Origin of the sequence: Paenibacillus woosongensis (genome assembly GCF_030122845.1) — a bacterium.
In the GTDB taxonomy this organism is placed as follows: Bacteria; Bacillota; Bacilli; order Paenibacillales; family Paenibacillaceae; genus Fontibacillus; species Fontibacillus woosongensis_A.
The window spans coordinates 828,898-848,185 of record NZ_CP126084.1; the positions used below are offsets into that span (position 1 = coordinate 828,898).

Annotated in this window: 13 protein-coding genes and 1 pseudogene; 6 read left to right on the forward strand and 8 right to left on the reverse strand. The window is 53.0% G+C overall.

Features of this window, described 5'->3' with window-relative positions:
* Positions 1-2 precede the first annotated feature (2 nt).
* Positions 3-1,286 (forward strand): aspartate aminotransferase family protein, encoded by a 1,284-nt coding sequence (locus QNH46_RS03600; protein ID WP_283926962.1) that lies wholly within the window; start codon positions 3-5, stop codon positions 1,284-1,286.
* Between the two features lie 124 nt (positions 1,287-1,410).
* Positions 1,411-2,283, forward strand: a complete 873-nt coding sequence (locus tag QNH46_RS03605) for a UbiA-like polyprenyltransferase (protein WP_283926963.1) — start codon at positions 1,411-1,413, stop codon at positions 2,281-2,283.
* A gap of 65 nt (positions 2,284-2,348) precedes the next feature.
* Here QNH46_RS03605 and QNH46_RS03610 read toward each other — a convergent pair whose 3' ends face one another.
* The 7 genes from QNH46_RS03610 to QNH46_RS03640 all read right to left on the reverse strand — a co-directional run bounded on the left by QNH46_RS03610 (position 2,349) and on the right by QNH46_RS03640 (position 10,857).
* On the reverse strand, positions 2,349-3,767 hold the full coding sequence (locus tag QNH46_RS03610; protein WP_283926964.1) for an ABC transporter substrate-binding protein: 1,419 nt from the start codon (positions 3,765-3,767) through the stop codon (positions 2,349-2,351).
* A gap of 84 nt (positions 3,768-3,851) precedes the next feature.
* Entirely contained in the window at positions 3,852-4,682 is an 831-nt protein-coding gene (locus QNH46_RS03615) for a carbohydrate ABC transporter permease (RefSeq protein WP_283926965.1), read from the reverse strand.
* Positions 4,679-5,635, reverse strand: a complete 957-nt coding sequence (locus QNH46_RS03620) for a carbohydrate ABC transporter permease (protein WP_283926966.1) — start codon at positions 5,633-5,635, stop codon at positions 4,679-4,681. The genes QNH46_RS03615 and QNH46_RS03620 overlap by 4 nt, the downstream gene beginning before the upstream one ends.
* Before the next feature lie 617 nt (positions 5,636-6,252).
* The gene (locus QNH46_RS03625; protein WP_283926967.1) at positions 6,253-7,233 is read right to left on the reverse strand and encodes a polyprenyl synthetase family protein; all 981 of its coding nucleotides are present in this window, start codon (positions 7,231-7,233) and stop codon (positions 6,253-6,255) included.
* A 62-nt stretch (positions 7,234-7,295) separates the two neighbouring features.
* Positions 7,296-7,748 (reverse strand): hypothetical protein, encoded by a 453-nt coding sequence (locus QNH46_RS03630; RefSeq protein WP_283926968.1) that lies wholly within the window; start codon positions 7,746-7,748, stop codon positions 7,296-7,298.
* A 163-nt stretch (positions 7,749-7,911) separates the two neighbouring features.
* Positions 7,912-9,789, reverse strand: coding sequence for an FAD-dependent oxidoreductase (locus QNH46_RS03635; RefSeq protein ID WP_283928340.1), 1,878 nt, complete (start codon positions 9,787-9,789; stop codon positions 7,912-7,914).
* 159 nt (positions 9,790-9,948) lie between these two features.
* Complete coding sequence (locus QNH46_RS03640) at positions 9,949-10,857, reverse strand: FMN-binding protein (RefSeq protein ID WP_283926969.1); 909 nt, start codon at positions 10,855-10,857, stop codon at positions 9,949-9,951.
* Positions 10,858-11,618: 761 nt separating this feature from the next.
* Between QNH46_RS03640 and QNH46_RS03645 the strand changes: the two genes are divergently transcribed.
* The 3 genes and pseudogenes from QNH46_RS03645 (at position 11,619) to QNH46_RS03655 (ending at position 15,106) form a co-directional block, all read left to right on the forward strand.
* Positions 11,619-13,124, forward strand: a complete 1,506-nt coding sequence (locus QNH46_RS03645) for an HD-GYP domain-containing protein (protein ID WP_283926970.1) — start codon at positions 11,619-11,621, stop codon at positions 13,122-13,124.
* Between the two features lie 96 nt (positions 13,125-13,220).
* Positions 13,221-14,690: pseudogene (locus QNH46_RS03650) on the forward strand (ATP-binding protein).
* 38 nt (positions 14,691-14,728) lie between these two features.
* Positions 14,729-15,106, forward strand: a complete 378-nt coding sequence (locus QNH46_RS03655; RefSeq protein ID WP_283926971.1) for a RidA family protein — start codon at positions 14,729-14,731, stop codon at positions 15,104-15,106.
* 101 nt (positions 15,107-15,207) lie between these two features.
* Here QNH46_RS03655 and QNH46_RS03660 read toward each other — a convergent pair whose 3' ends face one another.
* Entirely contained in the window at positions 15,208-15,963 is a 756-nt protein-coding gene (locus QNH46_RS03660) for a TspO-related membrane protein (RefSeq protein ID WP_283926972.1), read from the reverse strand.
* Between the two features lie 214 nt (positions 15,964-16,177).
* Between QNH46_RS03660 and QNH46_RS03665 the strand changes: the two genes are divergently transcribed.
* The gene (locus QNH46_RS03665) at positions 16,178-19,267 is read left to right on the forward strand and encodes a DEAD/DEAH box helicase (protein WP_283926973.1); all 3,090 of its coding nucleotides are present in this window, start codon (positions 16,178-16,180) and stop codon (positions 19,265-19,267) included.
* Positions 19,268-19,288: the final 21 nt, after the last annotated feature.

Genomic DNA, 19,288 nt, shown 5'->3' on the forward strand with positions numbered 1-19,288 from the left:
AAATGGCGCAATACAGCGGACCAGATCACATCCTACAACAACGGCAGCAGCATTTTTACCCGTGCACGAGTCATTTTTACCGGACTCCGCCGCAAATCGTCAAAGGGGAGATGCAATACCTGTACGATCACGAGAACCGGAGGTATACGGATTTTTTTGCGGGGGTATCCGTCGTTGCTTGCGGCCATTGCAACCCCGACATCGTTAGACGCACGGAGGAGCAGCTGAGAACACTCCAGCATACGTGCACCATATATTTGACCCAGCCGAACGCCGACTTGGCGCAGCGTATGGCGGAGGTGCTGCCAGGAACATTGAAGCGTAGCTTCTTCGTGAACAGTGGTTCAGAGGCCAATGAAGGTGCTCTGCTGCTGGCCCGTCTGCATACGGGAAAAAGAGGCTTCATCGCGCTGGAGCAAGGCCTGCACGGCCGCACCTATTTGACGATGAGCGTGACGGGCCTGCGCATGTGGCGGACCGATCCGCAGCTGGAGGCGGATCGGGACGTGACGTTCATTCCCCGGCCTTATGAACGGGGAATGAGCGATGACGAGGCGGCACAGCGCTCCCTCGCTACCCTGAGGAAGGTGCTCGAAGAGAAGGGCGGCGAAATCGCCGCCATGATCGCCGAGCCGATACAGGGCAATGCGGGCATCATCGTGCCGCCAGCGGGGTATTTCGCCGAAGTGAAGGCGCTGCTGGCGCAGCACGATGTGCTCTTCATCGCGGACGAAATCCAGACCGGCTTCGGCCGGACGGGGGAGATGTTCGCGATCGAGCACTACGGCGTGCAGCCGGACATCGTCACGATGGCGAAAGCGCTCGGCAACGGCGTGCCGGTTGCCGCATTCGCCACGACCGACGAGATCGCCGCCAGCTTCAATCGGCCTTCGGCGTCCACGTTTGGCGGCAACCCGGTATCGGCCGTGACCGCCCTGGCGGTGCTGGACTACATCGAATCCCACCGGCTGGTGCAGCGATCCAAGCAGCTTGGGGGCATCCTGCAGGAAGGCCTGCGGAGTCTGGCCGCTCGTTACCCGCAAGCCATCACGGAGGTACGCGGAGCGGGTCTGATGATCGGCGCCGAGCTGTGCGGAGAAGATCCGCCGCGTGGTGCAGTACTGGTAGACGACGTATTGGAACAGATGAAGGACAGAGGATTCATTATCGGCAAAAACGGTGTGGATCGCAACGTCCTGGCCTTTCAACCGCCGCTAGTCATCACGGAGGAGGATATTGCGGGCATGCTCACCGCCTTGGAGGAGACGCTGCGCTCCTTAATATGAGCCCAAATGAAATGAACGATTTTTCTCAATATATTGCGTCATTATCAATAGAATAGGGCGGAAGCAACCCGTCTCGTGGGCGGAATAGCGTCCGCTGCCTACTGTGCCAAGGAGTGTGGAAGCTATGGAATACGCCCGCAAAGTCGGGTCCAAAATCAAGCTGTATAGCGAGCTGGTCATGTTCTCGCATACGCTGTTCTCGCTGCCCTTCGCCATCATTTCGATGGTCTGGGCGGCGAACGGACTGCCGTCCGCGCATGTGATGATCTGGGGCCTGATGGCCCTGGTGGCTGCGCGCAATGGAGCCAACGCCTTTAACCGGGTCGTGGATCGGATATACGATGCTCAGAACCCGCGCACGGCACACCGCCATTTGCCACAGCAATTGCTGGAGGCGAAGGAGGTGCTGCTGTTCGTCGTTATTAACTACGGCATCTTTATCGCCGCCTCGGCGATGCTGAATCCGCTATGCTTCCTGCTGTCTCCGGTGGCGATTTTCCTGATCTCGTCGTACTCCTATACAAAGCGGTTTACCTATTTGAGCCACTTGTATCTGGGATTTACGATTGCTTCCGCGCCGATCGGCGCCTGGTTTGCGGTGACCGGCAAATTCGCGTTTACGCCATTTGTGCTCGGAACGATCGTCATGCTGTGGATCGCGGGCTTTGACATCATCTACGGCTCGCAGGACATCGAATTCGACCGCAAGCACGGATTATGGTCGATTCCCAGCTATTTTGGCCTGAAGAACGGCCTGCGCATCGCCGCGGCGCTCCATCTGCTGATGGTCCTGCTGCTGCTCGCCCTGATCCCGCTGCGGGGGCTCGGCTGGACGTATGGCATTGGCATCGGCGTCGCCGTCGTTCTCCTGCTCACGGAACATCGCATCATTAAGCCGGGCAACCGGCAAGTCATGAAGATTGCCTCTTACAATCTGAATCAGGTGATTAGCATGGTGATTTTATTCATGACATTAATTGATTTTTATCTGGGATAAAAAAAATCGCCTGCCATAACAACAGCTCCCCTCCAATACCGAAGGGGAGCTGCCGCTGTATGCAACTATTTTTTCACCGTTTTATTATAGTTGCCAATCTTATCTGTAATCGCTTTGGCGGCGTCGTCCAGCGCCTGCTTGGTGGATTTGCTGCCGTCGAGCGCTTCTTCGATGGCGCTTTCTACGATTTGGCGGGCCTCCGGGAATACGCCCATGACCGCACCCTGTGTGGCCAGGCTAGGCTTGCTGGCATGAAGCTGGTCGACCGCCGTCTGGAATTGCGGATATTTGGCCAGATTGTCCTTCACGATCTGCTCGTCGTAAGCCTTCTTTGTGATCGGGAAGTATCCAGTCGCGATGTGCCATTTGGCTTGCGTCTGCGGCTCGGCGAGGAACTTGATGAACTCCCAGGCAGCCTGCTGCTCTTCTTCCGGCTTATTATTTAATACCCATAAGCTTGCTCCGCCGATAATGACGCCTCCATCAGAGCTGCCGTCCGGCTTAGGAAGGAACGCAGTGCCTACCTCGAACTTGTCGCCTACGCTGTCTACGATACCCCGCAGCCCTGCCGTGGAGTCGAGCGTCATGCTGACCTGTCCGGCAACAAAGGCTTTCTTTGTGTCATCGGTTTTACGTCCAAGATTAATAGCGGCCTGGCTGTCGATGAGGCTCTTCCACCATTCCAGTGTTTTTACGCCGGCCTCTTCGTTGACGAGAGACTGGGTTGCCGCAGCGCTGCGGCCGTTGCCGTTGTCGACGTACTCAGCCCCTTGATTCGCGAAAAACTGCTCCATAAACCAGCCGTAAATGGCAAAGGAGGCGGGGGCTCCGTTTTTGCTCAGCGCTTCGGCTGCTTTTTTCAACTCCTCATAAGTGGCTGGTGCTTTGTCGGGATCAAGGCCTGCGGCTTTGAACAAGTCCTTGTTGTAGTACAGAATCGGGTTCGAAGTATTAAAGGGCATGGAATACTGCTTGCCATCGAACGTATAGTAATTCATAATATTTTCTTCCAAATGGCTGAGATCGTAATTCTCTGCATCGATGAATTGCTGTACCGGGGTAATGGCACCGGAATCGATCATGAAGCGGGAGCCGATCTCATACACCTGGATGAGGGACGGGCCCGATTTGGAATCCATCGAGGCTTTCATTTTATTCAAGCTCTCGTCGTAAGTGCCCTGGAAGATCGCTTCAACCTCCACCTTGTCCTGGGAAGCATTGAAATCAGCCACTAGCTGATCTGCGGCAGTGCCAAGCTCGCCGCCCATCGAGTGCCACCATACGACCTTCGTTTTGCCCGCTGGTGCCGCATTACCGCCGCTTTTTGCGCTGCCGGAACCAGCCGCATTGCTGGCCGAGGCTTCTCCGCCCGTGCCGGTTCCTGAATTTCCCCCGGCTCCGCCGCAGGCGGATGCGAGCATGGACAGCAGCAAAATCGTGATCAGCAAAAATGAGCGCTTAAGCTTGAACGGTTTCGGTTTCATTTGGTTTCTTCTCTCCCTTTTGATCTGCATTAGAATCATTTATAATCATCCGCCCGTCAGGACGGGAGTTGCTGTATAGAAAAGCTATCCCTTGATCGCCCCGGCCGTTAACCCGCGAACAAGCTGCTTTAGCCCGAGGACGATGAGCAGCAGGGAAGGCAGCAGCACGAGTGCAACTCCGGCAAGAACAACGTTCCAGGCGGTCATTTCCTCAAACTGCAGCATGCTGATGCCGATTTGCACGGTGCGCATATTGGCGGTGTTCGTAATGAGCAGCGGCCATAAATAACTATTCCAGGTGTTCAGGAACACGTATACGGCCAGCGTCGCGAGGCCCGGCCTGGCCAGCGGCAGAACGATGCCGGCGAAGTAGCGCGTATGACCGCAACCGTCGATGCGTGCCGCTTCGAACAGCTCCCGGGGCAGCTGCAGAAAAAATTGCCGCAGCAGGAATACGCCAAAAGCGGATGCAAGGAAAGGGAAGGCGAGCCCGGGATAAGAATCGAGCCAGTTCCATGATTTGATCAAGAGGAAATTCGGGATCATCGTCACTTCCCAAGGAATCATCATCGTTGATAGAAAGACCGCGAACCAGAACGCCTTGCCGCGAAAAGTGATGAAAGCGAAGGCATAGGCGGCCAGGCTGGCCGTAACGAGCTGCCCCAGCATGACGAGCGTCGAGACGAGGAAGCTGTTCGCGATGAAGCGAAACACCGGGATCATCCGGACCACGGCTTCCAGGCTGCCCCAATACAAACTGGACGGGAAGAGGGCCGGAGGGAACTGGCTCGTCTCTTCCGGCGTCATGAAAACCGAGAGAAAGGTGTACAGCAGCGGATAGATAATGAACAGCGACAGCAAGCACAGGAAGAAATATACTGTGCCGTGGCGCAGCAGCGGACGGAACAGTGTCATTGATAATGCACCTTCTTTTCCAAAATGGTGAACTGAATGAGCGTCAAGGCCAGAATAAGCAGAAACAGGATGATGGCCATGGCGCTGCCCGTACCGAATTGGTAATTGACGAAGGCTTCCTTGTAAATGGAATAGACGAACACTTCAGTTGAGCCTGCAGGGCCGCCTTTCGTCAAAATATGCATTTGCCCAAACGCCTGAAATGAACCGATGACCGAGACGATCAGCAGAAAGAAGAGCGTAGGCGACAATAAAGGCAAAATGATGCGGATAAACGTGCGAATGGATCCCGCTCCGTCTACCTTGGCGCTGTCGTACATATCCTCAGGAATGCCTTGCAGGCCGCTGAGCAATACGATGAAATTAAAGCCGGAATTCATCCAGATTGTCATGACGGAAATCGATATCAGCGCCCAGCGCGAATCGGTCAGCCATTGTACCGCGGGAAGCCCCGCCAGATCGAGGAAATAATTGAACATCCCCAGCGTAGGATGGAACAGCATCATCCAGATGACCGCCGAGGTGCTGACCGAGACGGCGAGAGGAAGAGAGAATATAAACTGAAACAGGCGCATCCCTTTGAGGCGGGAATGGGCGAGCGCAGCCATGATCAGGCCGAGGGCAAGCCCGCCCGGAACGGTGAGCAGCACAAACTTTCCAGTAACCTCCAGGCTGTTCCAGAACTGGGCCGAGCCCAGGAGCTGCCTGAAATTGTCCAGTCCGACGTAAGCCGCGATCTTGCCCCGCGGATCGGTCAGGAAGAAGCTGAGGTATACCGATTTAACGAGGGGATATAAGAGAAAAAGGCCGAAAATTACGATGGACGGAGCGAGAAAAAGATAAGCCAGCGCATGCTCCTTCAAGCTTGCCGTTAACCCTCTCCGATGAGCAGACTTATAGGAGCGAGCGGCGACTGCAGCAGGAGCTGGTGCGTTTCGGACGGTGGTGTTCATAGCGGTTCCCTCCTTGACTAGCGTACAAAGATCATCCCTAGTTTAGACAGGGGGAATTAACATGGCATCAACGTGGGGTTAAGCTGCCGTTAAATTTTTGGGAGATCACGATAAAAAGATAGAAAAATAGAAACTATACTGATGAACTAAAGGCGGCTGCAGGCAAGGAGAGCAAAGCTTCGAACCTATATCGTCCAGAAAATTTGGGAACAGCTGGGATTGCAGCAGCATTTTACGCATTTGTCCGCATTCATTCCATAGGTTCACCTTAATTTAAATGGATTTTTAGCAGTTAGTTACTGCGTCAAGAAAGGGGAAGTAGATTTAAATGTATTTCATGTCATTAATAAGGAAGATAGCCATTATGGACTGGATTCTTGATTTTAGGTGCATAAGATCCATCTAATCCCCTGAAACATGCGCATAGAGCATAATTAGCTACATGAATTCCATCTAGTGTGAGACACAGCTTAGTGCACGCAGCGATATAAGGAATATTTACGTAATTGCCCCACATTCATTTCAATAGTTCATAGAAAATAGAAGAAGAAAAATAGAAGAAGACACCTCAATGATGACGAGAGGTGTCTTCTATTGAATATAACAGAACCTGCGACTTATTTATCCCGGCCCCCAAAGAAGCTGAGCAGCGCCTGTAAATCCCGGTGGGCCGGATAGCTGCTTAATTGATCGATGATTTGCTGCGCCTCGTCCAAATACTGCTGGCTTAACGCCTCGGTTTGCTGGAGCGCCCCGCAGCTTTGAATTGCGGCAATGACTTCGTTCGTATACTCGGCCGGCGTATGAGCGCCAATCGCCCGGATTCTAGGTGCAAGCCCTTCATTTTGCAGTGCGAACAGGACGGGGAGCGTCACTTGGCCGCTGCGCAGGTCGCTGCCCGCAGGTTTGCCCAGCTTCGCCGAGGACTGGGTGAAATCCAGAATATCGTCGCGAATTTGGAAGGACATGCCCAGCTTCTCCCCGAAGCTGTACAGCAGGCCAGCCGTTTCCTCGTCTGCACTGGCAGACAGCGCTCCGATCCGCAGGCAGGCGGCCATGAGCTGGGCGGTTTTATTTTTTGATTTTTCCAAGTATTGCTCAATCGTTACGTCGTAATCAAACAGATGGGATAATTGCTGATATTCACCCAGGCAGAGCTGCGTCGTAACCAGGGAAGACAGTTCGTAAGCATAGCGTTCGCGTTCTGCGGAATAGGCGGAGATCAGCTCGATTACCCGGGCCGACATATAATTGCCGACGTGGATCGCGCGGTTGATCCCAAGCTTGATATGCATCGCTTTGTCGCCCCGCCGAACAGGAGAGTCGTCGATGACGTCGTCATGGATCAGAGAAGCGGCATGAATGAATTCGGCGGCAGCGGCCAATCGCCATGTCTTGCGTTCGTCAGGCGCGGGGCCGAAGCGGCTTCCTACGATCACCATTAGAGGACGTACACGCTTGCCGCCCGAGCGGATTAGTTCGAGGATGCTGCGGGCCAGCTCCGAGGAGCGGGGAACATCCTTGTCAAACTTCACCATATTCTCGATTTCCTTATCTACCGCTCTAAGGGAGATGCCGAGCTGTTCATGCAGGTTCATCCTGTTCCCCTCCTCGTTGTAAGTCACCGCTAAAATAACATAGTCGCCCAACCGTTAAATCGCTAAATCGCCTTTCGGGTAGTGTTGCGATGATGCTCCAGGCGGAGGAATACTTCAAAGGCTGTCGCCAACCGTTCATCTTCCGGACGTTCCTCGACGCGCTTGATTTGAATTTGTTTGACCGTAGGGGCCAAATGGGTGAGGAGATTGAATTCCTCATAGCGCAGGCATTGCTGCACATAGAAGCTGTATAAATAATCGCCGTCCAGCACTTTGCGGGTGAGCTCGTCGCCGGGCTCAAGCAAATTGCAATCCCGATGGCGCTGGAGTGCGAGCTTAATTGCGATGTAAATGGAGAGCAAGCGAATTTGCCGCTCTGCCGGCAAATCATATTGTATGAGAAGATGGGCAACAGGCAGCGCATCCTCACGTCTCAAATCAAGGATAATGCCGGTGTCGGGCGAGATGTCGCCCTGCAATAAATGACAAGCATCTTGAACGAGAGCAGTAATCATAAGAAACACTCCTTAACAAGCAGGTAGGGTTTGCAGGGGATTTCGCACCGATATCGGCGGTTTCATATCCACTAACGAAAGTTCTTGGTTAAAAATCAGAGTAATGCGCGGCAACCGCACATTACTCTGGAATAAGGGGCATAACTGTGTGCAGTTGTAATGCTTAATCCGTATAAAGATACCATCTGCGAACGAGCGGTATTCTCTTCCAATGCTTCTTGAGCCAAGGCAGTACGTAGTAGTCAAGTCCAAACATGCTGCCCGATCCGCCGATCAGCGCTACGCCAGCCGTCATGTACCAGAGCATTTCGCCCGATGCCATGCTTGAGGACCAGATCATGATGCCCAGTCCAACCGTGACAATGGAGGACACTGCGGTGAACAGGCCGACAATGAGCAGGAGACCGATAATGATTTCTGCAAATACCATCCCGGTCTGGAATACGGTCGCAAGTCCGGTATATCCGCCGTCGGAAGTATAGAAGAAGAGACCCATAAACCAGTTCACCGTATTCGTGACAAATCCGGGTACCGGAAGTGCCGTAACAGCGGTGGATGCACTTTCTACTGCGGATGCGGCCGTTTGAGCGTCAACGGTTGTTGTTACGGCCTGAGCCGCTTCGCTTGCTGCCGAGATCGCGTCGCCGGCATTTGGAGCTGCCGGGATCAGGAAGATATCGGAAGGGTTCTTGAGCACTTTAGGCAGCTTGTCGAGACCTTCCTGCAGCCATTTGTAGCCGACGAATACCCGGAGCGGCAGCAGCCAGAAGTTAGGCGAACGCTTAGAGAAATGGCCGCCTACGAAGCTTCGGCGATTGTTCACGTGGAAAAATTCATGCATCATATAAGTCCATACTTTATTGAAGCCTACCACCGTAAACAGATAGTACATATTAATCAAGTGCTTGAAGAGCATCGCCATGAATCCGCTGACCATGAACATCTTATTCGGCAATCCGACATTCGCTACGCCGTAGCGGCTGCCGATGCAGACCATCGTACCGTGGAAGCCCGGCTTGTAGGATTTTTTCGGCTTGCCCTTGACGTCAGCATAGATGTTATGGGCAATGAGCGGACCCGCTTGCTCGGCGTTCTCAACCATTTGCGGAACTGGACGCGTCTCGCCTTCAGGGATGTAGAAAATGTTGTCCCCAACGATGTACACATCCTCATGATCCACGCTTTGCAGCTTATCGTTGGTTACGATCCGCTTGCGGCCTTCCTGCTGCACGTCGAGCTTGCCGACGAGGTCGGAGCCTTCAACACCCGCCGTCCAGACGATTGTCGCCGCTTCAAGCTCCTTCTCTCCGAGCAGGACGCTCGATTTGGTAACGCCGGTAATTTTGGCGCTCGTTACGATTTCGACGTTCATTTTGTTCAGGCGTTTGACCGCCTTGCCGATCAGTTTGTCAGGGAGAATCGGCAGAATTTTTGGCGCCATATCCGCCACGACGAGGCGAACCTCGCTCGGATCGATGTAGAATTCCTTGCACAGCTCATCGCGGAATTCGGCAAGCTCGCCAACGAGCTCTACGCCGGTAAAGCCTGCTCCGACGACGACGAAGGAAAGCTTCTTCTTGCGGATCGCCGGATCCGTTTCCTTGGCAGCTTCGCTGAACATGCGGCGAACCTGTATTTTCAATTTAACGGCGTCCTCATAGGACCATAAGGTCATCGCATGCTCCTCGGCGCCTGGAATGCCGAAGAACGTTGGCTTACAGCCGGAACCGATAACGAGATAATCGTACTTGTAAGTTTGTTTTTTGGAGCGAAGCTCTTTCGCTTTAAAATCAATGTTGTCGATGTAGTCCAGGACGACATCCACTTTCTGTCCCGCGAAAATCTTCTTCAAATCAATTTGAATGGAATCCTCGGGTGCCCGGTTTGCCGCGACTTCGTGCAATTCCGTCAGCAGCGTATGGTACGGGTTCTTGTCAATCAGCTGGATTTCGACGTCTTTGTCTTTTTTGAACAATTTGGCTAGGTGCTTCGACGTGACGACACCACCGTAACCGCCGCCAAGAACGACTATTTTCTTCAACATATTCACCTTCTTACTTTAGGCTGGTAATCGTGGAGATGTGTTGCTATATAAGTTGAACTGTTGAATTCGATGTGGGGCAAGTACGTAAAATGTTCATTTTTCTCCCTTGCCCGCATCTCATTCTTTAGTTCATCTTATATAGCGAATGAATTAGTATTATTTCGCTTGTTCCAGTGCTTTTGCAGCAAGATCGTAGTACGATTTCAAGCTGATCGATACGCCGGAGATGGCATCTGTTTTGCCTTCGTCATTGAAGCTAACCGCAGCTGGATCTTGTTTCTCAACCAGGTATTGCTCGGCTTTGGCTGCTTGCTCGTGCCATTCCGCTTGCGCGCCGCCGTTAGCTACCATACCGTATTTGCCGTCGATGGAGTTTTGTCTTTTGTCTTCACCAGCTTCGTTCACACCGCTGAAGTTCACTCGGACGATGTTCCCAGCGGATACGATGACATCAACGGTTTCTTTCCAGCCGGATTTCTCGGCGAACTTGTCAGCTTCAGCGTGGTAGTTGCCGTCTTTATAAGGTCCTGGCTGGATTGGACCAGCAGCAAGTGCCTTGTCGGCCAGATCGAACAATTCGTTAACATGGATGGATACGCCGGAAATAGCGTCTGTTCTGCCTTCATCGTCAAGCGTTACAGCTTTTGTATCCTGCTTTTCAATGAGGAAAGCGATCGCTTTGGCTGCTTGCTCGTGCCATTCTGCTTGTGCATTCCCTTTTTCCTTCATGCCATATTTGCCTTGCTCGGAGTAAGTGACTTTGTCTACCGGAACGGTTGCGTTGGTGCCGTTCCATTCCACATCGGTGATTTTGCCGCCTTCAACCTGCAGCTTCACGAAATATTGCCAGCCGGTTTTTGGATCTTCTTTGTCTAGTGCGAAGTACAGACCGTCTTGATACTTGCCTTCCGCAGCAGGAGCCTCGGCAGCAGTGTTAGTAGAGCTGTTCTCGGCAGCTGGAGCGTTGTTGGCCGGCTCCGCCGTATTAGCTTCATTTTTGGCCCCGCACCCTGCAAGAAGTCCTAGCAGTAAAGCGCTGCATAGTAGAATGGATGCTTTTTTCATGTTAAATGACCTCCAAATAATAAAATTGTATATATTAAAATGTGAACCATTTTAATAACATGGGGGATATTTAATAAGGAAATTCAGGTGTCCAGGACAAACAAGCAAGCAAATACCTATGAACGCGGCTGTTCCCAGATTTTTTGGATGATTTAGGTTCGCCTGTACCAATCTATAGTTCAGCTTATATAAGCTGCGTGCCACTAAGCAGTGAGCCATTAAGCGGTGTCATATAATAGATGGAATTCATGTATCTAACTCAGCCCAAAACGCATGTTTCAAGGGATTAAATGGATTTTATGCACCTAAAATCAAGAATCCAGCCCAGGATGGCCATCTCCCCTCTTTTAATGACATGAAATACATTTAAATCTGCCTTCCCTTCCTTGTCGCCGAAACTAGCTGCAATAAATCCATTTATACAAGTTGAACTATGGAATTGAATGTTGAAAAAGGCTGGAAATCCTTTGTTTGAGGAAAGTTTAGCATATAAAAAAAAGCATATATGTGAAATAAATCACTTATCATGTGATAAAAAACATCTTCCCTAGACCAGCAAGAGGCAGGAGGCCTGATGCAGAGCGAATAAAAGCGGTTACTTATATTTTAGAATTTATTTTTTAAAATATATTGCGAAATCTTTCTGATGATTTATAGTTCTCAAGCTCCGGTTAAAACGGAAAAAGGTGTCAATTCTTCATACTTTTGAACCGATAATGTATATACAAGGCAACATCCATTATTTGTGCTAAACGGAAGGAATGAGCATTTCATTGTCGGTGTATAAGACGTTTTATTCACGCTTATTGCTGAACTATATCGCAGGCTCGCTTGCCGCCGTCATTTCCATCGCCAGTCTTATCATCTTCGCCTTTAAGGAGAGCCCGAGGAACGAGTATGCCTGGATGCTTGCAGTCATGTTCGTCTCCATTGCCGCCATGCTTGGGTTGGAGTGGGCGGTATTCTCCAGGCAAATCAGGCCGATCCGCCAGGCGTTCCATGAACCTGTCGGCACCTTCACTGATATGCAGTCGATATATTTAAAGACCCACCGTCTGCCCGCGCTGACCGTCAAAAGAATTATCGGGCCCCATTTATTCGGGCTGGCCGTTCCTGCGGCCAGCTTGTCGCTATGGCTCGTGTCCGCGGGACAACTATCAATTCCGCCTTATTATGTGCTGCTGGCGTTGCTTGGAGGTGCTTTTCTAGCCGGCATGCATGCACTGATTGAATTCTATCTCACCTCTCATTTTATCCGGCCCGTACTGGAAGAGATGCAGTTCCAATCCTTGCAGCTGTTCGGCAGGGAGTTGACGCTCGGCGGCCGTGTGCTTATCTCAATCAAACGCAAGTTAAGATGGAGTTTTTTTCTGATCGGGGCTTTTCCGCTTCTGTTATACAATCTCGCTGTTCAATTCAGGCTGGGAGATTGGAATGTCGACCATTCCGCCTATTGGAAATGGGCTGGCATTGTTCTTCTGATCGGGCTTGGCTTTGCCTTCTTCGGATCGCGGCTGCTGACCCGGGAACTGGAGACGCCGATTCAGCATTTGTACGAAAGAATGGCCGAGGTCAAGGTCGGATACCTGCGGACGGAGGCCAGCGATCTGTTCTCCGACGAGTTCTCCCGGCTCGTCTCCGGCTTCAATCATATGCTGCGAGGAGTACGAATCCAGACGGCACGCAATGATCAGCTGGTGGAGAGCTATTTTGCGACGCTCGCCGCAGCGTTGGATGCCCGCGATCCATATACGGCCGGACATTCCTTAAGGGTCGCCGAATATGCGGTCCAGATCGGCAATTTGGCCAGGCTCCCGAAGCATGTGGTCGATCAGCTCCGCAAAGCGGCTCTGCTCCATGACATTGGAAAGATCGGCATACCTGACGCCGTATTGCTGAAGGAAGGACAGCTCAGCGAGGAGGAATGGGAACAGATCAAGGCTCATCCCGTATTGGGGGAGGCCATCCTGAAGCAGATTGAGCCAGCCGATGAGATGGCGGCATTTCTGCCGGGCGTCCGCTCCCATCATGAACGCTATGATGGCGCGGGCTACCCGGATGGCTTAAAGGGAGAAGAGATTCCGCTCTTCGGCAGAATTATTGCCGTTGCCGATGCCTTTGATGCGATGACCTCTGACCGCCCTTACCGCAAAGGCATGGATGCAGCAACGGCGATTTGCATTCTGGAGAAGGGCAAGGGAACGCAATGGGACCCTTATTTTGTCGGATTATTCGTACAGGCGTATTACGAGAAGCAAACGTCTTGATGATTCCTGATGCCGCTTCATGTTAATATGGTATGAACATAGAAATGCAGAAAGTTCCAATACCTTTTAACTTTGAACAAAGCGGGTGGAAATCAGATGGGTCTTGGAAATTCGTTCTTGATGAATTTGGCTATGCTGGTTACTGTCGCTTATTTAGCGAATGTTTTATATAAGTATTGGTTTTTGAAAACGCCGCGCAGGATGAATTACGTATTATCCGTGCTGCTTATGATTTTTTCCGGTTGGATTTGCATGAGGTTTGGCTTCAAGCTAAGCGACAATGTCATCTTCGATCTGAGGTTCGTGCCCCTCCTGATCGCTACGGCCGTATATTAGCAGCCACTTACACTGGTGGTCATCGGCTTTGGAATCGGCTTGGTCCGGTTCACGTTTGGCGTGACTGAGGCTGCCCTCGCCGGATTTTTAAATTTGACGATTCTGGGTATCTTGTGCGCCGGAATCAACATATGGATGCAGAGAAGCCATTTTCGCTTCGTTATTAAAGGCGCGATCGCCATACTGATCGTCAATGCGGTAAATACGATTAACATAGCTGTATTCGGCGTAATTCCATTCCGAAAGTACATGCTGGAAATTATGCCCGTCGTACTGCCGCTCGGCATCGTATTAAGCATCGTATTCGCCATGATGCTGCGTGATTTCCAGCTGGACCGCCGCCGCTCGATTGAGCTTAAGCATGCGAACGAACTGCTGCAGAGCCAGACGGAGGAGCTGCAGAAAGCGAAGCTGGCGCTGGAGGAACGGGCACAGCAGCTTGCACTCGCTTCCCAATATAAGTCGGAATTTCTGGCGAACATGTCCCATGAGTTAAGGACACCGCTCAACAGTATTATCAACTTGGCGCAGATGATCTCGGAGAATTATCCTGAGAAAGATTCAGGCTCTGCGGATTATGGACGAATCATCTACAGATCGGGGCAGGAGCTGCTGCAGATTATTAATGATATTCTTGATTTGTCGAAGGTGGAGGCGGGACGGCTGGAAATCGTCCAGGAGGAAGTAAACGTCAAGGAGCTGCCGCAGCTGCTCTATTTACAGTTCGAACAGACGGCCCGGCAGAAGGGAGTAGGCTTCGACATCAGCACAGCTTCCGATTTGCCGGCTATGATCATCTCTGATCCCCAACGAATCGGGCAAATATTACGCAACCTGCTCTCCAACGCTTTTAAATTTACGGATGAAGGCAATGTCAGGATGGAGATATACAAGGTACAAGCGAATGCACGGAGCAGAGGCGAATATATCGCGTTTGCTGTGAAGGACACCGGGATCGGGATTCCGCCGGACAAGCGGAAGGTCATCTTTGAACCGTTCCATCAGGGGGACGGCTCCATCAGCCGCAAGTATGGGGGGACAGGGCTTGGTTTGCCGATCAGCAAGCATTTGGCTTGTCTGTTGGGCGGATGGATCGATGTGGAGAGCCAAGAAGGCGAAGGAAGCGCCTTTATACTCTACCTGCCTATGTCTCCGCATGTGCAAGCATCCGGTTTGCCTCCAGCTGCCGAGGAAAAAGCGATGTTTGCCGGACGCGGCATATCCGGTTAATATTTATACTAGATCAATGAGAAAGGTTGGAATAGATGATGGAAAAGCAAGTGTTATCGACAACGGCAGCACCTGGAGCGATCGGGCCGTATTCGCAGGGAATAGTCATCGGCGATGTCATATATACCTCCGGGCAGCTTGGCCTCGTTCCGGAGACCGGACAATTCGCAGAGGGCGTGGAAGCTCAGACGGCTCAAGCGCTGAACAATGTGAAGGCGATTCTTGAGGCGGCGGGAAGCGGCCTGGACAAGGTCGTGAAAACGACGGTATTCTTAAAAGATATGAATGATTTCGTAAAAGTAAATGAAATCTACGGCTCGTTTTTTGCCGAGCCTTATCCGGCACGCAGCGCGGTTGAGGTTGCCCGTCTTCCGAAGGACGGCTTGGTCGAGATCGAAGTTATTGCACTGAAGTAATACTGAAACAGGCAGGCCGGATACCGTCGCCTGTCCAAAGGTCACGTACATTACCTGGGTTATCGCAAGGGATGTAAGTGGCCTTTTTTGAAAAATGCCGGTCAATCCCGCTCTCGCGAACGCATAAGTCCAATCCATAGCGCATACAGCAATAAAATGAAGGCGAGGACGGCAGCGGTCATGCTGAGTCCAGGGATGCTTTTCTGTTCAATGGCAATGGCCGCATAAGCCCAGACGAATACCAGCGGCAGCACACCATCGCGGGGGCGGAGGGTTATTCCGATAGCAGCAGCGGTACCTGCGGATAGCAGGATAATCCCTGCTGTTTTGGGATTCAGGCTTATCCCGAGACCTTCATGTAAGAGAATAACAGCGAGATTAACCAGCGTGGCCACGCAAATCCATCCAAAATAAATGCTGAATGGCAGCCGGAGCAGCCAAGTCTCTCCGGAAGTTGGCGTATAGACGTAGCGAGTCTTGGCATAGATGACGGCAAGCGATAGAAGCAGGGCGATCATGGCGGCAAAGGACAATGCGATATATTGATACTGCCATAAGAATACCCAGGCCATATTAAAAATACAGGACAGGATGAACCAATAGGAAATGGCCAGCACGGAATCCTGACTTCCGGTATTTCTTCGCAGCTGATATACGATATATCCGGCGAGCAATAGATAGATTAGCGCCCAGATCATAAACGCGTATCCGGCCGGCGTGATGGGGGTATGATACTTGTCGGACAATTGCCCGGTGGTCATCCCGCCCATCGGAATCGCCATGGCCAAATAATTGACGCCGAGGACGGCCGCATAGAACAGCGCATTCCACCAGCGGAAGGCATTGTTACGAAACATATATATACCTCCTGCGATGCTTGATTTAGAAATGAACCAAGGATGTAACCAAGTAGTGTTTATGATATGAATATACCCAATTAGAGCGAATGATATCAGGCGGTGTGTTATCATATTCATTGGATGCCGATCACCTGGTGAAGCGTTTGAGAATGGCCGGGTTATGGGCAAAATGGATCAGAGGAAAATGGAATAGAAACGACGGGAGATCACCATGAATCAACGTCTTTATGCGATATGGCTGGGAGAGGTATTGTTCTGTTTCTCGGGTGAAACATCCGAATCTAAGATTGATGCCTGGGCAGCCTCGCTGCGCAGACTGGAGACGGCAGAAGGGAAGCGGCCATTTCAGCAGGCCGCGCTTCGGCTCGCCGAAGTGCGTTATCCAGCTTCCGCTGGAAGAAGCGCCTTTAAATCCGGCGAACGGAGGGGACTGATAGGGCGAACGCTGGAAGGGCTCGCTCTGCCTGTTCAAGACGCATGGCCGCTGCTGCTGGGCTGGAACGAAGCCCAGATAGAGGCGCAGGGATTTTTGCCTGGGCAAGAGCTGGATTATTGGAGCAAGGCGGCAAAATTTGCGCTTGAACTCATGATGAAAGGGCGGATAGCCCCCGGCATGGCAGAGGTTCTTCTGACCGGGAACCGGCGGCCGAAAGGCCAAGCTTCGGCAAAAGCGCTATGGGGGCCAAAGCTTGGCGATCCTGTGGATGAAGAACGGTTCAGGCTGTTGGCTGGAAGCATGCCGCCGATCTGCCTGGCTGCCGTCCAGTTTGGGGGAATGCAGGAGGAGGACGTCGAGGCAAGGCAAATTGCCGTGCTCTACTCATTTATGAGCGCTGTTCTTGACCATGAGGTTCGCAAAGCTGTCGGCGGATTGGGAAGAAAGCTGAATGCGAGCCGGGCTGATTATCGCCGGGGCACCTCTCCGCTGGCGGAGCTATGGTGGAACGGCCTGCTCGCCGCCGTGCCGCACGGGGACATGCAGGGTACGGTCTCGGAGCTGGCGGAGCTCGCTGAGGGCATCAGGGATACTGGCGGAGGCGAGCCGAAAGTTCAGCACGAGGATGATGAAGGGCGGAGCCCGGGAACATTCCGTTTATGCTTGCGGCTCGAACCGGAAGAAGAGGAGGCGGCAATGCCCGCCTGGCGCCTGTCATTGTGGGCTGAAGGCGTGGAGGATCCTGGCGTTCTGCTGCCCTATGGGCTGATATGGAGCTATCCGGAGCGGGATATCGAGATTCGCGGCAGGGTATATCATGGTGCCGGCGAGCAGCTTTTGCACCGGCTTGGCAAGGCAGCCAGGCTCTCCCGGGGAGTAAGGAAAGCGATGGAATGCCCGCGCCCGGAGGGCACGCTGCTTCAGCCGGAAGAGGTATTCTCCTTGCTAAGCAAGGAGGTAGCCCAGCTTCGCAGGCATGGCATTACGGTGCAGATGCCCTCCCGCTGGACGAAGGAGGGGCGCCGGACTGCCGGGATCAGACTGCGGACGGAACAGTGGGGAACGCCTTCGGAATCCGGGCAAGGGGCAGGTAGTACGCCGCGGCTGGGAGTCGAGCAGCTTGTTGCTTACGAGGCGGAGGTGGTATTCGGCGGAAGCCCCTTGTCCGAAGAGGAGCTTAACGAACTGGCTGCGTCCAAGTCGCCTCTCGTTTTTTTTCGCGGGGAATGGGTTGAGATCGATGTGAAGGAAATCCGCCAGGTGCTGAAATTCATGAAGCGCTATAAGACCGGAGAGATGAGCTTCCGTGAGCTGATGCATCTGACCGTGCAGGAAGAAGGCAGCTATTGGGACGGCCTGCCGATTGAGCAGGTGGAGACCGCAGGCCTGCTGTCGCTGCTGCTGGAGGGGCATTCGGTGCGCGGCATGGATGACAGGCCGGTCCCCCGCTTGCTGCGAGGGACCTTGCGGCCCTATCAGGAGCGGGGCTATCGCTGGCTGGTCATGATGCGGCAGCTCGGCTTCGGGGCTCTGCTCGCCGATGATATGGGACTGGGCAAGACGGTACAGGTCATTGCGGCGCTGCTTGATGGAATCGAGGCTGGAACGGTGCTGATCATCTGTCCGACGTCGCTGCTGGGCAACTGGCAGAAGGAGCTGTCGAGGTTCGCGCCGGAGCTGAAGCTGCACATTCACCATGGCAGCGGCCGGCTGCACGGAGAGGAATTCCGGGAGGAATGCGCCAGGCAGCAGGTTGTGCTGACGACTTACCCGCTGGCCGGGCGGGATATGAAGGAGCTGCAGTCGGTTGAATGGGCGTCGATTGTGCTTGATGAGGCGCAGTACATTAAAAATTACGGTACCAAGCAGGCACAGAGCGTAATGAAGCTGAACGCCCCGCATCGGATTGCAATGACGGGAACGCCGGTTGAGAATCGGCTCAGCGAGCTGTGGTCCATCTTTCAGTTCCTGAATCCCGGCTATCTGGGCGGCCATTCCTCTTTCAAGTCGAAATATGCCGGGAGCAGCGAGCAGCAGCCAGCAGAGCTGGCGAGGCTTCGCCAGCTGATTGCGCCGTTTCTGCTGCGCCGGCTGAAGAGTGATCCGGACATCCGCAAGGATTTGCCGGATAAAATTGAATTGAAGTCCTATTGCCCGCTTATGCCGGCGCAAGCCGAGCTGTACCGGGAAGCGACGGAGGACTTGCTTGGGCGGATCGCGGGCAGCACCGGCATAGCCCGCAAAGGGATCGTGCTGTCTACGCTTACCCGTCTGAAGCAAATTTGCGATCATCCGCTGCTGGTGACCGGCGCAAAGGAAACAAGGCCAAAGGCAGAGGCATCCGGCAAAATGGAGCGCCTGCTCGAGCTGCTGGATTTGATTATCGACAATAACGAGGCCGCGCTTATTTTTACGCAGTATGTGCAAATGGGCAAGCTGCTGTGCGAGGCGCTTGAACAGAAGTACGGCATGGCTCCCGCTTTTCTTCACGGCGGAATCAGCAAGGCGGAGCGGGACCGCATGGTAGAGGATTTCCAGCAGGGAGGCGGTTCCCCGTTCTTCGTACTGTCGCTCAAGGCTGGAGGGGTTGGCCTGAATCTGACGCGGGCCAATCATGTGATTCATTATGACCGCTGGTGGAACCCGGCTGTGGAGAATCAGGCGACCGACCGGGTGTTCCGCATCGGACAGAAGCGGAATGTCGAGGTTCATAAGCTGATTTGCCAAGGGACGCTGGAGGAGCGGATTGACGAGCTGATCGAGCGCAAAAAATCGCTGTCAGAGCAGGTCGTCGGCTCCGGCGAGCAGTGGCTGACGGAGATGTCGAACGGGGAGCTGCAGCATCTGATTGAGCTGCAGCATTAAATCTGCGAGGAGGGGCGTGCA

Coding starts and splice junctions, on each gene's coding strand:
- QNH46_RS03600 (WP_283926962.1), top strand. CDS start 3: ATGGCGCAATACAGCGGACCAGATCACATCCTACAACAACGGCAGCAG.
- QNH46_RS03605 (WP_283926963.1), top strand. CDS start 1,411: ATGGAATACGCCCGCAAAGTCGGGTCCAAAATCAAGCTGTATAGCGAG.
- QNH46_RS03610 (WP_283926964.1), bottom strand. CDS start 3,767: ATGAAACCGAAACCGTTCAAGCTTAAGCGCTCATTTTTGCTGATCACG.
- QNH46_RS03615 (WP_283926965.1), bottom strand. CDS start 4,682: ATGACACTGTTCCGTCCGCTGCTGCGCCACGGCACAGTATATTTCTTC.
- QNH46_RS03620 (WP_283926966.1), bottom strand. CDS start 5,635: ATGAACACCACCGTCCGAAACGCACCAGCTCCTGCTGCAGTCGCCGCT.
- QNH46_RS03625 (WP_283926967.1), bottom strand. CDS start 7,233: ATGAACCTGCATGAACAGCTCGGCATCTCCCTTAGAGCGGTAGATAAG.
- QNH46_RS03630 (WP_283926968.1), bottom strand. CDS start 7,748: ATGATTACTGCTCTCGTTCAAGATGCTTGTCATTTATTGCAGGGCGAC.
- QNH46_RS03640 (WP_283926969.1), bottom strand. CDS start 10,857: ATGAAAAAAGCATCCATTCTACTATGCAGCGCTTTACTGCTAGGACTT.
- QNH46_RS03645 (WP_283926970.1), top strand. CDS start 11,619: ATGAGCATTTCATTGTCGGTGTATAAGACGTTTTATTCACGCTTATTG.
- QNH46_RS03655 (WP_283926971.1), top strand. CDS start 14,729: ATGGAAAAGCAAGTGTTATCGACAACGGCAGCACCTGGAGCGATCGGG.
- QNH46_RS03660 (WP_283926972.1), bottom strand. CDS start 15,963: ATGTTTCGTAACAATGCCTTCCGCTGGTGGAATGCGCTGTTCTATGCG.
- QNH46_RS03665 (WP_283926973.1), top strand. CDS start 16,178: ATGAATCAACGTCTTTATGCGATATGGCTGGGAGAGGTATTGTTCTGT.